We start from the raw sequence: 14,749 nt of genomic DNA, 5'->3' as shown, positions 1-14,749 counted from the left end.
CGACATGACCGCCACCGACATCGAGACGGAGCGCCACATCGACCGGAGCGCCATGACGGTCTCCGACGAGGTCGCCATCGAGATCCGGGGAATGAACAAGTGGTTCGGCTCGTTCCACGTGCTCCGCGACATCAACCTCACGGTCTACCGCGGCGAGCGCATCGTCATCTGCGGGCCCTCGGGCTCGGGCAAGTCGACGCTGATCCGCTGCATCAACCGGCTCGAGGAGCACCAGCAGGGCGACATCACGGTCGACGGCACGCTGCTCAGCTCCGACCTGAAGAACATCGACCGGATCCGGTCCGAGGTCGGAATGGTGTTCCAGCACTTCAACCTCTTCCCGCACCTGACGATCCTGGAGAACTGCACCCTGGCGCCGATCTGGGTCCGCAAGGTCCCCAAGAAGGAAGCCGAGGCGACGGCGATGCACTACCTCGAGCGGGTCAAGATCCCCGAGCAGGCGCACAAGTATCCCGGCCAGCTCTCGGGGGGGCAGCAGCAGCGGGTGGCCATCGCGCGCTCGCTCTGCATGAACCCGCGCATCATGCTCTTCGACGAGCCGACCTCGGCCCTCGACCCGGAGATGATCAAGGAGGTGCTCGACACCATGATCGGCCTCGCGGAAGAGGGGATGACCATGCTCTGCGTCACGCACGAGATGGGCTTCGCCCGGCAGGTCGCGAACCGCGTGATCTTCATGGACCAGGGCCAGATCGTCGAGCAGAACGAGCCCGAGGAATTCTTCAACAACCCACAGAGCGAGAGGACCAAGCTCTTCCTCAGCCAGATCCTCGGTCACTGATCCCCGTCCGCCCGGCTCCGACCCGCGAGGTCGCCCGCCGGGCGGACGAGCGCCTGGCCGAGCTTTCCGGATTTCGCAGAATTTCTTATAAAATCAATACGATGGCCAGGCGTCCAAATTTGGACGCCTAGCCTGCGAGGTCCTTCGGCACCACGAAGTCGAGAACGCGCCCCGTCCCCGGTCGGACCTCGGCCCAGTCCTCCTCGAACTCGAGGACCGCCGTCGCCGCCGACGGGTAGGAGCCGAACTTCGGATGGGCGGGCGCCTCCGCGGCCATCCATCCGGCGAAGTCTCCGATCCCGGGGTTATGCCCCAGCATCGCGACCGTCTCGCCGGTCGCCTGCCGCAGCACCTCCAGCATCTTCTGTCGCCCGGCCAGGTAGAGCCCGCCCAGCAGCTTGGGCTCCGGAGCGACCTCGAATTCACCCGCGATCAGCTGCCAGGTTTCCCGCGTCCGAACCGCGTCGGAGCAGAGCACCTCGTCCGGCACGAAGCCCCGCTCGGCCAGCCAGCGGCCGATCCTGGGCGCGGCTTCCCGCCCCCGGTCGTTCAGAACCCGGGCGTGATCCTCAGCCCGAGGGTCGTCCCACGACGACTTGGCATGGCGGATGAGGACAAGCCGCGGCACCTCAGCGGACCCGTGGCTTCACCCGCGGCTCGGTCGAACGGATGATCGAGCCCGCGCCGTAGTCCGTGAAGAGCTCCAGAAGCGTCGCGTTCGGCAAGCGCCCGTCGAGGATCACGACCGCCCGCACACCCTCCTCGATGGCCTTGAGCGCGGTCTCCGTCTTGGGGATCATGCCGCCAGCGATGGTCCCGTCCGCCGTCATCGCGCGCACCTGGTCGGGATGCAGTTCGGTCACGACCTCGCCGTCGGGGCCCTTCACGCCGGCGACGTCGGTCAAGAGAAGCAGCCGGTCCGCCTCCAGCGCCCCGGCGATCGCGCCGGCGGCGGTGTCGCCGTTGACGTTGAAGGTCTCGTTCTCGTTCATCCCGGTCGCGACCGGCGCCACCACGGGGATGATCCCGGCCGAAAAGAGGTCTCGCAGCACCTGCACGTTCATCTCCACCGGCCGGCCGACGAAGCCAAGCTCCGGGTCGTCGGCCTCGGCGACCATGAGGTCGTCGTCCTTGCCGGATAGACCCACGGCCCGGCCGCCCTGGTCGTTGATCGCCTGGACGATCTTCTTGTTCACCAGCCCGGTGAGGATCATCTCGACCACCTCGACCGTCGCCTGGTCCGTCACCCGCTTGCCGCGGACGAAGGTCGACTCGATCCCGAGCTTGCCCAGCATGTCGTTGATCATCGGCCCGCCGCCGTGGACCACGACGGGGTTCGCGCCGACTTGCCGCATCAGCACGATGTCCCGCGCGAAGGCCGCCATCGCGGCATCGTCGCCCATGGCGTTTCCGCCGAACTTGATGACGACCACGGCTCCCGAATAGCGCTGCATGTAAGGCAGGGCCTCGGAGAGTGTCCGGGCCGTGGCGATCCAGTCGCGGTCCATGGTCTGCGTCCTCATCCCTGTCCTCAGCCGATGCCGGCGATGATCCCCCTGAGTTCGCCGATCCCATCCCCCTTTTCGGAGGAGGTCAACACGATCTCGGGGAAGGCCGCGGGATGCTTCGAGAGCCGGTCGCGGACCTGGGCCATGACCCGCTCGCGGTCCTTCAATTTCACCTTGTCGGCCTTGGTAAGCACGCACTGAAAGGTCACGGCGGAGCTATCGAGCAGCGCGAGGATCTCCTCGTCGACCTCCTTCACCCCGTGGCGTGCGTCGATCAGCACGAAGGCCCGCCGCAGCGTGGGGCGCCCCGAGAGGTACTGCTTCAGAAGCTGCTGCCAGCCGCGCACCTTGTCGAGCGGCGCGTTCGCGTAGCCGTAGCCGGGAAGGTCCACGAGGTAGTGGCTCTCGCCCAGGGTGAAGTAGTTGATCTCCTGCGTCCGCCCCGGCGTGTTCGATGCGCGGGCGAGCGCCTTGCGGCCGGTGAGCGCGTTGATGAGCGTCGACTTTCCGACATTCGATCGTCCGGCAAAGCAGATCTCCGGCCGGTCGGCGGGCGGCAGGCCGTCCATCGCGACGACCCCCTTGAGGAAATCGACCTCGCCTGCGAACAGCCTCCGGCCCCGCTCGATCTCGGCGGGGTCGGGCTCGGCGATGGGAAAGGGCAGGCTCATGACCGGCCCGGCTTAGGCGGCGCGGCGGGGGAGGTCAATCTCACTCCGTCGGGACAAGCACCCCCTCCTCGGTCTCGGGAGCGTCGGTCGGCTCCTCCTCGGTCACGACCTCGTCCACGGTCTCCGCCGGCCGAGGGATGTCGGGTTCGGCATCGGTGGGCTCGGGCGGCTGCTGCTCGGCAGAGGCCTCGGTCGGCTCCACGAGATCGACCTTCGACAAGGGCTCCTGCGAGGCGAACCAGGCGGAGACGGCCTCCCGCTCGTCGGGTGTCATTACGTCCGCAATGCGGTACATCGGGCTGATCGTCGCCTCGGGCGCGTCGCTCTGGAACTGCGTCAGGCGGTGGACGAGGTACTCCTCGTACTGGCCGTGGAGCCGGACGAGGCCCGGCAGCTGACCGGTCGGCTCCGCTCCGTGACAGGTCAGGCAGGCCGGAACGTTGCGCTCCGGCAGACCCTCGTTGGCGATCTGCTCGCCCAGGGCGATATCGGCGTCGCTGATCTCCTGCGGAGCGGCGACCGGCTCCAGCTGGTCGACATAGAGGGCAAGCGAGGCGATCTGCTCGTTGGAGAGCCGCCCGGCCACCTCGGTCATCCGCCGCGAGTCACGCTGCTCGGTGCGGAAGTTGTGCAACTGCCGGCCGATGTAGGCGCCGGTCTGGAGCGTCAGGTTGGGATATTCGCCTTCAGGGACGCCGGCCATGGTGTCCTGGTGGCACTCGTCGCAAACGCCGCCCACGAGTTCGGCCGCCTCGTCGAGGTCACCGGTGAGCTCGGACCGGGGCAGGGTGGCGCCGGGCTCGAGGCTGCCGAGGTAGGCGGCGACGGCACCGATCTGCTCGTTGCTCATCTCGTGCGCGACGCCCTGCATGGGCTGCCAGAAGCCCGTACCTCCCCGGCCGCCATCGCGGAACGCCACCAGCTGGGTCGTGAGGAAGCGCGGGTTCTGCCCGGCGATCTCCGGGATCGGAATATCGTCGACCTCACCGGAGCGGCTGTGGCAATTGCTGCAGGCGAGCGCCCCGCTGCCGTCGAGGCCGGCCTCCACGATGGATTCGCCGAGCGCGAGGACGTCGTCGTCGACCGGACGCTGTGGCCCTGCGGCGTCGGGGAGGGTCTCGCCGAAGTACGTGGACAGGGCGTCGATCTGGTTGTTCGAAAGACCCGAGGCCGCGACCTGCATGAAGCCGGAGTGCCGGTCGGCGGCGGCATAAGCCCGCAGGGTGGCGGCAAGATACTCGGGACTCTGGATCGTCAGGTTGGGGGCAAGGCCCTCGGTCACGCCGCCGGTGCCGTCGCTACCGTGGCAGGCGGTGCAGGAGGCGAGCGGGATCGAGGCGAGCGGGTGGTCCGACCAGCCGACGGCGGGCGTGCGGTAGGCGTACTCCTCCATCGCGGGCCCGGTCTTGTAGAAGTTCATGTCCCGCGTCTCGGCAACCGCGCCGAAGGGCATCGCCTCGACCTCGGTCCCGTCGGAAGAGACCAACTCGGCATAGGTCTCGGCGCTCATTTCGGGCAGCTGCCGGAGGAAGGCCACGACGGACCAGATCTCATCGGTCCGCCCGTCGGCGGGCCAGGCGGGCATGGCCGACATCATCACGCCGTTTTCCACGATCCAGTGCAGCTCGGCATCCGTGAACTGCTCGACCACGGCCGGCAGATGCTGCGGACGTGGCGTCATCGAGAGAGCCTGGGGATTCTGGCCGAGGCCCGGGCCACCGTGGCAGCGCGAGCAGACCTGATCGTAATGCTGCGCGCCAAGCGCGATCCGGCCCTCGTCGTCCAGGTTCTCGGGCACCTCGGTCCCGGCGCTCTGCGCGGCGACCGATCGTTTGAAGGCGTAGTGCATGACGCGGTAGAAGGTCTCTCCGTGCCCTTTGTCCGCTGCGACGCTGATTGCCCCAGAGGCCATCAGCGCGAAGCCGGCCCCCACCCCGATCACGCCAAGGATGACGAGGCCGACGACGAAACGGACCCAGAATGACATGAGCGAACTCCCTCCGATCTGCATCCCGGAGGGAACCTTGCGTCAGGTCATTTCGTTCCCGAGCGCTGCTTACTTCTTTGTCGCAGGGGGGCTCTTGCCCCGGATATTCCCGAGAATATCAGGCTTGTACCCGTGGCTGCGCATGATCGCGTACTGCTGGATGAACGTGATCGTGTTGTTCGCGATCCAGTAGAGCACCAGGCCGCTGGCGAAGGTACCCAGCATGAACATGAAGACCCAGGGCATCCAGGCGAAGATCATCCGCTGGGTCGGGTCCGGCGGGGCCGGGTTCAGCTTCTGCTGCAGCCACATCGAGATACCGAGCAGGATCGGCAGGATCCCGAGCGAGACGATCGCAAAGATCGAGCCCGGTTCCGGCGTCGCCCAGGGCAGCAGGCCGAAGAGGTTCAGGATCGACGAGGGGTCGGGCGCGGAGAGGTCGCGGATCCAGCCGATCCAGGGCGCATGCCGCAGTTCGAGCGTGACGAAGATCACCTTGTAGAGCGAGAAGAAGATCGGGATCTGCAGAAGGATCGGCAGGCAGCCCGAGGCGGGGTTCACCTTGTTCTTCTTGTAGAGCTCCATCATGCCCTTCTGGAGCTGCTCCCGGTCGTCGCCCGCGCGCTCCTTGAGCTTCTCCATCTCCGGCTGAAGCTCCTTCATCTTCGCCATGGAGGTGTAGGACTTGTAGGAGAGTGGGAAGAGAATGGCCTTGATGATCAGCGTGAGCACAATGATCGACCAGCCCATGTTCCCGATCACACCGTTCAGCCAATGCAGCAGGGCGAAGATCGGCTTGGTCAGGAAGAAGAACCAGCCCCAGTCGATCGAGTCGAGAAAGCCGTCGATCCCGCCCTGCTGGTACTCGCGGATGGTCTCCCATTCCTTCGCACCGGCGAAGATCTGGCTCTCGGCGCTCGCGGTGGCGCCGGCCTCGACGGTGACCGACGGGTAGACGCTCTCGGCGAGGTAGGTGTCGCCCACGCCGCGCACGACCGACCGGAAGGCGGTGCCGGGCTCGGGGATGAGCGTGGTCATCCAGTACTTGTCCGTGAAGCCGACCCAGCCGTCCTCGGCGACCTCGATCCGGCCTTCCTCGGCCGAGAGGTCCGGGATGTCGTCGTAGTCGATCTCTTCCAGCTCGCCGTCGGACATCCGCACGATGCCCTCGTGCAGAATGAAGAAGTTCGTCGTGTCGATCTGGTTGTTGCGGCGGATCTGGCCGTAGGGGCGCAGGGTCACGTCCTCGCCGGTGGTGTTCTCGACCGACTGGGTGACGGTGAACATGTAGTCGTCGTCGACTGCGATCTGCTTGCGGAAGACGAGGCCCTGGCCGTTGTCCCAGCGCAGCGTGACCGGGCTGTCGGGCGAGAGCGTCTCGCCCTCCTCGATCTCCCAGAGCGTCCGATCGGTGGGCACGTCCTCGGTTTCGGCGCCGTCGACCGCGATCCAGCCGTGCAGGGCGTAATAGGGGCTCTCCGCCCCGGTGGGGGAGAGGAGGCGGACGAGGTCGCTGTCCTCGTCCAGCGTGACGCGGTAGCCGGGCAGCGACAGGTCATCGAGACGGCCGCCGAGCGTGTTGATCGAGCCGACCACGCGGGGGCTGTCGATCGAGATCCGGGCGGCTTCGGGGGCGGTGACGTCCGGGTCGACCTCGGTCTCGGGCGTGTTCGCGGCGGTGGCGTCGGGCGAGGCGGGCGCGAGCGAGGGGTCGCCGGGCGGGGTCAGCGTGTCGCCCTGCACCTCCTGCTCGGCCACGGGCTGGCCGTCGGGGCCCGTCGCGCCCGGGGAGGATTCCGGTGGCGGGAAGAGCAGGAACCACACGAGGATGACGAGAAAGCTGAGCGCTGTCGCCAGAATGAGGTTCTTGTTCTGATCGTCCATCTCGGTCGCCCCGGCCCTTGCCATCGCTGATCTGTTGGGAAAGCTGCGGGCGTTCAACCTGTGCGGGGCCGAAAGGTCAAGGGGTGGGGGCCCGAGAGCGGGTGGCCTCACGCGTCTGTGGCGTGCCACCGCGCCGCCAGTGCGGCGGCAAGTCGCTCGAATCCCGGCCCCTCTCACCCGATGCGCCTGATCCCTTCCGGCCGAGGCGCGGCCAGGGCCGGTCGCGCAGCGATCCAGTCCGTGGCCTGGTCGAAGGGCATTGGCCGGGCAATGGCGAATCCCTGCAGCGCGCCGCAGCCCATCTCGGCCAGTCGCCGGATCTCGCCCTCGGTCTCGACGCCCTCTGCTAGGGTCTCCAGCCCGAGCCGCTCCGCCATGATCAGGATCGCCGACAGCATGCGTTGCTGGTCTGGGTCGCGGTCGACGCCCGTGATGAAGGAGCGGTCGATCTTGAGACGGTGAACCGGCAGATGCCGGATCGACGTGATGGCGGCGTGGCCGGTGCCGAAGTCATCGAGGTCGAGCCGGCAACCGAGACGCGCGAGGTCCTTGAGTGTGGCGACCACGGTATCCTCCGCCTGGCCGGCGACGACGGTTTCCAGCACCTCGATGCAGAGGGCCTCCGGCGGCAGGTCGAGGCGGCGCAGGGTGGTAGCGACCCTCTCCGCGAGGTCTGGCTCCGTGAGGTCGGCGGGCGCGAGGTTGAGGCCGACATGACCGACCTGCAGGCCCTTCTCCCGCCAGTCCGACAGCGCTTCGGCAGATTTGAAGAGGATATGGCGGCCGAGCGCGGCGGTGAGCCCGGCCTCTTCCAGCGCCGGCAGGAAGGCCGCGGGCGGAACCATGCGTCCCCCCGCGCGCGGCCAGCGGGCAAGGGCCTCTACCCCGACAAGACGACCGGAGGTGGCAGAGACCTGAGGCTGGAACCAGGGCAGTATCTCGCCGGCCTCCAGGGCCCGGGCCGCCTGCCGGGCGAGAGCGCCACGCCGGGCGACGCGGCTGCGCATCTCGGGTCCGAACCCGGCGAGAGCGGAAGGGCCGGCCCGCTGGCCGTGGATCAGGGCGAGCCGTGCCGACTGCAGGAGCGCCGCCCCCGTGGCGCCGGGGACGTCCGAGGCGCAGGCGTAGCCGACCGAGACGGTGAGGGGGACAGGTGACATCTCGACCTCGACCGGACGCGAGAGCGCCTCCTGCAGACGGCGCGCCAGATCCCGGGCCTCCGCCCGCCCGGGAGGCATGACGCCCCCGATGACGACGGCAAAGGTCGGACCCTCAAGTCTTGCGCAGGTGTCGAGGTCCCGGACAGAGGAGAGGAGGCGGCGGGCGGTGGATCGCAGGATGTCATCCAGCGCAGGACGCCCGAGCCTTTCTTCCAGCCGCTTGAAACCGTCGATCTCGATGACGAGGACCGTCGTGTCTGACCCCGAGCGGGCCGCCTGCCGGAGCTCTTCGTCTGTCACTGCGAGCAGGGTCTCCTGCAGGTCGAGACCCGTAATCTGGTCGCCGGAGGTGATCGCGGGACGCCTGTCGAAGCCGACCGCGAGCAAGGCAGGGAGTAGAAATGCGGCGATCAGAAACCCTGGCTGCTGGAAGACCATCCAGGCCGAGAGCGTGACGATCGGTACCACCGCGAGAGCGCGGCTCCGCCAACCCGACCTTTCCCACATCCGTGCCATCTGCCGTCCTCACGCCCGTGCCCCCGGGCCGTCGGGAAGGCTCCTAGCCGTAGGGGCTGAGCGTCCGGTTAACGCAGGGCCGGTGGGCTTTCCTCGCTCTCACCGCGGGGCTCGACACTCAGCCCGACGAAGTCGAAGAGCTTCGGGTCGAGAAGGTGCGAAGGCCGCGCGTTCATCAGCGCGCGAAACATCACCTGTCGCCGGCCGGGGGAGTTCTTTTCCCACTGGTCGAGGATCTGCTTTACCTGCTGGCGCTGGAGGCCGTCCTGGGAGCCGCAGAGATCGCAGGGGATGATCGGGTAGTTCATCGCCTTGGCGAACTTCTCGCAATCGGCTTCGGCGACATGGGCGAGGGGACGGTAGAGGAAGAGGTCGCCTTCCTCGTTGACCAGCTTCGGCGGCATGGTCGCGAGGCGGCCGCCGTGGAAGAGGTTCATGAAGAAGGTCTCGAGGATGTCGTCGCGGTGGTGGCCGAGAACGACGGCCGAACAGCCTTCCTCCCGGGCGATCCGGTAGAGGTGCCCCCGGCGCAGGCGCGAGCAGAGGGCGCAGTAGGTGCGGCCGGCCGGGACCTTGTCGGTGACGATGGAATAGGTGTCCTGGTACTCGATCCGATGGGGGACACCCATACGTTCGAGGAACTCCGGCAGGACCGTCGCCGGGAAGCCGGGCTGGCCCTGGTCCAGATTGCAGGCGAGCAGTTCCACCGGCAGCAGGCCGCGCCACTGAAGCTCGTGGAGGACGGCGAGAAGGGTGTAGCTGTCCTTGCCGCCCGAAAGGCAGACGAGCCACTTCGCCCCGCGCTCGACCATGCCGTATTGCTCGATCGCCTCGCGGGTCTCGCGGACGATGCGCTTGCGGAGCTTCTTGAACTCCGTTGAGGAGGGCGCGCCCTCGAAGAGCGGGTGGAGATCGTCTGCGTTGTCGAACATGGCGTCTCTCTAATCAGAGCCTCGCGATTCCGGGAAGGCGCAATCGTCTCAGGAGCCCACGGCGGAGAGCACGAAGAAGCAGATGCCGGACAGCACCGCCGCGGCGGGCACGGTAATGACCCAGGCGGCAACGATGGTCAGGAAGTGCGAGCGCCGCACGAGCTTTCGCCGCTTGCGTTCTTCCCTCGGGAGGCGGAGCGCATCGGGGCTCAGGCCCTCGTTCCGGCGCATTCGGCGGGCGGTATGCCATTCGCGGAAGAACCCGACGCCGAAGACCCCGCCGACCGCGATGTGCGTGGAGCTGACCGGAAGCCCGAGCCACGAGGCCGCGATCACCGTCGTCGCGGCGGAGAGGGCGACGCAGTAGGCGCGCATCGGGTTGAGGCGCGTGATCTGGTCGCCGACCATGCCGATCAGCTTCGGGCCGTAGAACATCAGGCCGAAGGAGATGCCGAGGGCGCCGATGACCATCACCCAGAGCGGGATGCTCACCTGGGCCGCGACGGCGGAGGTTCGCGTCGCCTCGACGACCGCGGCGAGGGGGCCGACGGCATTGGCCACGTCGTTCGCGCCATGGGCGAAGGAGAGCAGCGCCGCCGAGATCACGAGCGGCAGCCGGAAGAGCACCTTCAGCGACCGGTTCCGGTTCTCAAGCCCCTCCGCCTGGCGCCGGATGAACGGGCGGGACAGGAAGGTGAAGACGACGCCCGCAGCCAGTCCGATCAGGAGAGCCGTGCCGAAGTCGATGCTCACTACCCGCTTCAGACCCTTGATAGAGAGGTAGACGCCGAAGGCCGCGGCCATCACCCCTATCAGAACCGGCACCCATGTCCGGGCCGCGGCGATCTTGTCCTCGACGTAGATCACCTTCCACTTGATGAAGGCGAGCATCGCGGCGGCGATGACCCCGCCCAGCAGAGGGGAGATCACCCAGCTCGCCGCGATCGCGCCCATGGTCGGCCAATTGACGGCACTGAAACCCGCAGCGGCGATACCGGCGCCCATGACCCCGCCCACGACCGAGTGGGTCGTGGAGACCGGCGCCCCGACCCAGGTGGCGATGTTGACCCAGATCGCCGCAGAGAGCAGCGCGGCCATCATCGCCCAGATGAAGATCTGGCCGCTGGCGAGCCGTTCCGGCGCGATGATGCCCTTCGAGATGGTCGAGACGACGTCGCCGCCGGCCAGAAGGGCGCCCGCGCTTTCGCAGATCGCGGCGATGGCGATGGCCCCGGCCAGCGAAAGGGCGCGGGCTCCGACCGCGGGGCCCATGTTGTTGGCCACGTCGTTGGCGCCGATGTTGAGAGCCATGTAGGCGCCGAAGACGGCCGCGACGATGACCGCGAGGTTGCCTGTCTCGGCCCCGGTGAGGACCGCGGCAGCCAGGGCCGAAAGGGTCACGAAGACGAGGGAGAACCCGACGCCGACCAGGGGCCGGGCGGCGTACATCGTCGCGAGCTCGAGCCTCGAGAATCGGTTCAGGTCACGGTCGAGGGTCTGCCACTGGTCGACCTGGTCGGGGCTGCTCACGCCGGATCTCCCGCGGTTTCGGTGACCTGGGCCAGCAAGTCGGGGGTCCGGCGCAGGAGCGCGCTCAGGTCGGGTTCGTCGACCGCCTCGGCAGCGCCGTCGGGCGTCATCCAGCGGCGCTGGCGACGTCCTTCTTCGGGATAGCTGTCGCGCAACGCACCGACCTCGATGGCATAGACGTCAACTTCCGTGCCGACGGGCACATCGCCCCGGAGCCGCTTGGTGTAGCGGTAGCGCCCGATGCGGCGCGGTGGACGTGACGAGGCGCGGACGCCGGCCTCTTCCCAGGCCTCTTCGGCCGCGACCCCGCCACCGTCGAACCCGCGTTTGGGCCAGCCTTTCGGCAGGATCCAGCGGTGGGTGTGCAGCGAGGTGATGAGGAGCACCTCGGGGCCGGTCTCTCCATGCCGGTAACAGAGCGCCGCGACCTGGAACCGCGCGGGGCGGCGCAGGAGCGGCGCAACGAAGTCTTGCCAAACTGTCTTGAACACGTGGAGGTCCGTTTCTGAGATTTCGCGCGGGCTTACAGGGGCCGATGTGCGACTGCAAACCCGGGCGTCAGTCGGGAACGTTGTCGATCCCGGAGCCGCCCCAGGGGTGGCAGCGGCCGAGGCGGCGGAGCGTGAGCCAGCCGCCGCGGATCGCACCGTGCCGGTCGAGCGCCTCGAGGGCGTAGGCTGAGCAGGTCGGCGTGTAGCGGCAGCCGTGGCCGACCCAGGGCGAGAAGAGCAACCGGTAGGCCCGGACGGGCAGGGCGAGCAAATGCGCGGCGAGGGTCACGGGTGCACCTTGGCCAGGGCCTCGACGAGGTCGCGGCGCATCTCGGCGAAGTCCGCCTCCGCGGTGCGGTCGCGGCGGCCGATGAGCACGTAATCCCATCCCGGTCGCCCGTTGGCCGGAAGCTCGAGCCGGGCGATCTCGCGCAGGCGGCGCTTGGCGCGGTTGCGGGCCACGGCGTTGCCGACCTTCTTGGAGCAGGTGAAGCCGACGCGAACCGGCCCGTCGTCCTCCTCGCGCTCACGCGCCTGAAGGACGAAACCCGGTGCATGAGCCACGCGCCCGCGCGCGGCGCGGAGGAAGTCCGCCCGCGCCCTCAGCCGGTCCAGACGAGCAAAAACCGCCGCGGGCTGTGCCCCGGCGGTCTGGCGCGTCTCGTCCGGCGGGGAGGCGATCTCCCCACCCGTCATGGTTCAGGCGCTGAGCTTCTTGCGGCCGCGGGCGCGGCGGGCGTTCAGAACCTTGCGGCCGCCCTTGGTGGCCATACGGGCGCGGAAGCCGTGACGGTTCTTGCGAACGCGGTTGGACGGCTGGAACGTGCGCTTCATCGCGTCTCTCCATCTACTCCTGCGGCCGACCCGGTCTGGCGGGTCGAAGGCCGCGTCAATTCGAAGCCCTGCCCTTAGCGAGCGTCAGCAATCCTGTCAACGCCAGCGCGCCATGAAACCAGGTTTGCGCGAAGGCATTCCCGGAGAGGGCGCGGCGACCCGCCCTGTAACATCGGAGGCCCTGCCATCAAGGCCCCGTGACAAGGCTAGGTGTCGGCGCGCGAACGGTCCATGTCAGCGTCAGACTGACGCAGAGACGGGAAAGAGGCGATGATGACCAGCGATGCCGAAGGCGACAAGCGATCCAGGCTGCTCCGCCGCCTTCCGCTCCTGGCGATTCTCCTTGCTGCGGCGCTGGGTGCCTTCTTCCTTAGGGACTACCTGAGCTTCGAGACGCTCTCCGAGAACCGCGAGCGGCTCCTGGCCTTCCGCGATGCCAACTACCTCGGGACGGTCGCCGCCTTCATCGCGGCCTACGTCGTGATCGTGGCCTTCTCGTTGCCCGGCGCGACGCTGGCCACGCTGACAGGCGGGTTCCTCTTCGGGGTCTTTCCCGGCGCGCTCTACAATGTCACGGCAGCGACGATCGGGGCCGTGGGCATCTTCCTCGCCGCGCGCATGGGCGCCGGCGACAGGCTGGCCGGACGGATGGATGCCTCGGAGGGGCTGGTTCGCCGGATCAAGGCCGGCATCGACGAGAACCAGTGGTCGATGCTCTTTCTCATCAGGCTGGTGCCAGCGGTGCCCTTCTTCGTGGCGAACCTCGTACCCGCCTTCGTGGCGGTGCCGCTCTGGCGCTTCGCCGTGACCACCTTCCTCGGGATCATCCCCGGAGCCGTGGTCTATACCTCGGTCGGCGCGGGGCTGGGCGAGGTCTTCGAACGCGGCGAGACCCCCGATCTGGGAATCATCTTCCAGCCGCAAATCCTGTTGCCGATTCTCGGTCTCTGCGCACTGGCGGCCCTGCCGATCGTGCTGAAGGCCGTTCGCGGAAAGAAAGGACTGTAACAATGCAGCGGATCGAGACGGATATCTGTGTGATTGGCGCCGGCTCCGGTGGACTTTCTGTGGCGGCGGGCGCGGCGCAGATGGGCGCGCGCACGGTTCTGATCGAGAGCCACAAGATGGGCGGCGACTGCCTGAACTACGGCTGCGTGCCGTCCAAGGCGCTCATCGCCAGCGGCAAGCAGGCCCATGCGCTGGGCCACGGGCAGGCCTACGGGGTCGCCAAGGCCGAGCCGCAGGTCGATTACGCCGCGGCCAAGGATCATGTGCGTGACGTGATCGAGACCATCGCGCCGGTCGACAGCCAGGAGCGGTTCGAAGGGCTCGGCGTGCAAGTCATCCGCGACTACGCCCGGTTCATCTCCAAGACCGAGGTCCAGGCGGGCGATACCGTCATCGCGGCCCGTCGCTTCGTCGTCGCCACCGGTTCCGGTCCCTTCGTCCCGCCCATCGAAGGGCTCGACAGCGTGACGGTGCACACCAACGAGACGATCTTCGAGCTGCGGGAGCGGCCCGAGCACCTGATCGTCATCGGCGGCGGCAACATCGGCATGGAGATGGCGCAGGCCCATGCCCGGCTCGGCTCCAAGGTGACCGTGATCGAAGGCCAGAAAGCGCTGGGCAAGGACGACCCGGAACTTTCGGCCATCGTGCTCGACCGGTTGCGGGCCGAGGGCGTGGAGATCGTCGAGGGCCAGGAGGCCAGGCGCGTGACCTCCGAGGGTGGCGTGACGGTCGAGACCGAGGGCGGCTCCTACACCGGGTCGCACCTCCTCGTGGCCGTGGGTCGCAAGGTGAAGGTCGACGACCTCGGGCTGGAGGCGGCTGGCGTGAAATACGACCGCTCGGGGATCAGGGTCGGCGCCGACCTCAAGTCCGTCTCCAACAAGAAGGTCTATGCCGTCGGCGACGTGGCGGGGGGGCTGCAGTTCACCCACCTCGCCGGCTATCACGCCGGGATCGTCGTCCGCTCCGCCGTACTGGGCTTGCCGGCCAAGGCGAAGACCGCTCACATCCCCTGGACGACCTACACCGATCCCGAGCTCGCGCAGGTCGGCCTGACCGAGGAACAGGCGAATAAGCGATACGGCAAGGCCGCCGTCACCGTGGTCCGCGCCGAGTACGGCGAGAACGACCGCGCCGTCTCGGAGCGCAAGACTGATGGGATGCTCAAGGTCATGGTCGTGCGGGGCAAGCCCGTGGGCGCCTCGATGGTCGGGGCGCAGGCAGGCGAACTGATCGGATACTGGGCCATGGCCATCGCCAACGGTCTGCGGATGACCGCCATTTCCAACACCGTTCTGCCGTATCCGACACTCAGCGAGATTAACAAAAAGGCCGCGTCGGCCTACTTTAGCCCAAAGCTCTTCGAGAGCGACACGGTGAAACGGGCAGTCGGGCTGGTGCAGCGCTGGCTGCCGTGACCTGC

Annotated in this window: 15 protein-coding genes; 3 read left to right on the top strand and 12 right to left on the bottom strand. The window is 67.9% G+C overall.

Going from position 1 to position 14,749, the window contains the following annotated elements; genetic code table 11:
- Positions 1-4: 4 nt before the first annotated feature.
- Complete coding sequence (locus tag F3S47_RS05185) at positions 5-802, top strand: amino acid ABC transporter ATP-binding protein (RefSeq protein WP_150444116.1); 798 nt, start codon at positions 5-7, stop codon at positions 800-802.
- A 127-nt stretch (positions 803-929) separates the two neighbouring features.
- Here the strand turns inward: F3S47_RS05185 and F3S47_RS05180 are convergent, their stop codons facing one another.
- The 12 genes from F3S47_RS05180 to rpmH form a co-directional block, all read right to left on the bottom strand.
- The gene (locus F3S47_RS05180) at positions 930-1,430 is read right to left on the bottom strand and encodes a SixA phosphatase family protein (protein WP_150444115.1); all 501 of its coding nucleotides are present in this window, start codon (positions 1,428-1,430) and stop codon (positions 930-932) included.
- Between the two features lies 1 nt (position 1,431).
- Entirely contained in the window at positions 1,432-2,310 is an 879-nt protein-coding gene (gene argB / locus F3S47_RS05175) for an acetylglutamate kinase (RefSeq protein ID WP_150444233.1), read from the bottom strand.
- Positions 2,311-2,333: 23 nt separating this feature from the next.
- Positions 2,334-2,981, bottom strand: coding sequence for a ribosome biogenesis GTP-binding protein YihA/YsxC (gene yihA, locus F3S47_RS05170; protein WP_150444114.1), 648 nt, complete (start codon positions 2,979-2,981; stop codon positions 2,334-2,336).
- A gap of 40 nt (positions 2,982-3,021) precedes the next feature.
- Positions 3,022-4,968 (bottom strand): c-type cytochrome, encoded by a 1,947-nt coding sequence (locus F3S47_RS05165; protein WP_191090075.1) that lies wholly within the window; start codon positions 4,966-4,968, stop codon positions 3,022-3,024.
- Positions 4,969-5,037: 69 nt separating this feature from the next.
- Positions 5,038-6,852: a membrane protein insertase YidC gene (yidC, locus tag F3S47_RS05160; protein WP_150444112.1), complete on the bottom strand. Its 1,815-nt coding sequence runs from the start codon at positions 6,850-6,852 to the stop codon at positions 5,038-5,040.
- Between the two features lie 173 nt (positions 6,853-7,025).
- Positions 7,026-8,480: a putative bifunctional diguanylate cyclase/phosphodiesterase gene (locus F3S47_RS05155; RefSeq protein WP_191090074.1), complete on the bottom strand. Its 1,455-nt coding sequence runs from the start codon at positions 8,478-8,480 to the stop codon at positions 7,026-7,028.
- Between the two features lie 116 nt (positions 8,481-8,596).
- Positions 8,597-9,460, bottom strand: a complete 864-nt coding sequence (gene ttcA / locus F3S47_RS05150) for a tRNA 2-thiocytidine(32) synthetase TtcA (protein ID WP_150444110.1) — start codon at positions 9,458-9,460, stop codon at positions 8,597-8,599.
- 48 nt (positions 9,461-9,508) lie between these two features.
- A complete protein-coding gene (locus tag F3S47_RS05145) occupies positions 9,509-10,990 on the bottom strand; it encodes an inorganic phosphate transporter (protein WP_223877720.1) in 1,482 nt (493 codons plus the stop codon).
- Positions 10,987-11,481 carry an NUDIX hydrolase gene (locus F3S47_RS05140; RefSeq protein ID WP_150444109.1) on the bottom strand — a complete coding sequence of 165 codons (495 nt, stop codon included), beginning with the start codon at positions 11,479-11,481 and terminating at the stop codon, positions 10,987-10,989. Before F3S47_RS05140 ends, F3S47_RS05145 begins: the two co-directional genes overlap by 4 nt.
- Positions 11,482-11,548: 67 nt before the next feature.
- A complete protein-coding gene (gene yidD / locus F3S47_RS05135) occupies positions 11,549-11,770 on the bottom strand; it encodes a membrane protein insertion efficiency factor YidD (RefSeq protein ID WP_150444108.1) in 222 nt (73 codons plus the stop codon).
- Entirely contained in the window at positions 11,767-12,177 is a 411-nt protein-coding gene (gene rnpA / locus F3S47_RS05130) for a ribonuclease P protein component (RefSeq protein ID WP_150444107.1), read from the bottom strand. The genes yidD and rnpA overlap by 4 nt, the downstream gene beginning before the upstream one ends.
- 3 nt (positions 12,178-12,180) lie before the next feature.
- Positions 12,181-12,315, bottom strand: a complete 135-nt coding sequence (rpmH, locus tag F3S47_RS05125) for a 50S ribosomal protein L34 (protein ID WP_150444106.1) — start codon at positions 12,313-12,315, stop codon at positions 12,181-12,183.
- 273 nt (positions 12,316-12,588) lie between these two features.
- On the opposite strand from rpmH, the gene F3S47_RS05120 reads away from it, so the two are divergent.
- Positions 12,589-13,323 carry a TVP38/TMEM64 family protein gene (locus F3S47_RS05120; RefSeq protein WP_150444105.1) on the top strand — a complete coding sequence of 245 codons (735 nt, stop codon included), beginning with the start codon at positions 12,589-12,591 and terminating at the stop codon, positions 13,321-13,323.
- Between the two features lie 2 nt (positions 13,324-13,325).
- Positions 13,326-14,744, top strand: a complete 1,419-nt coding sequence (locus F3S47_RS05115; protein WP_150444104.1) for a dihydrolipoyl dehydrogenase family protein — start codon at positions 13,326-13,328, stop codon at positions 14,742-14,744.
- Positions 14,745-14,749: the final 5 nt, after the last annotated feature.

The sequence above is a fragment of the Histidinibacterium aquaticum genome, assembly GCF_008710275.1.
Classification (GTDB): domain Bacteria; phylum Pseudomonadota; class Alphaproteobacteria; order Rhodobacterales; family Rhodobacteraceae; genus Oceanicola; species Oceanicola aquaticus.
Note: the sequence above shows the minus strand (reverse complement) of the source record. Positions and strands in the feature narration are given on the sequence as shown.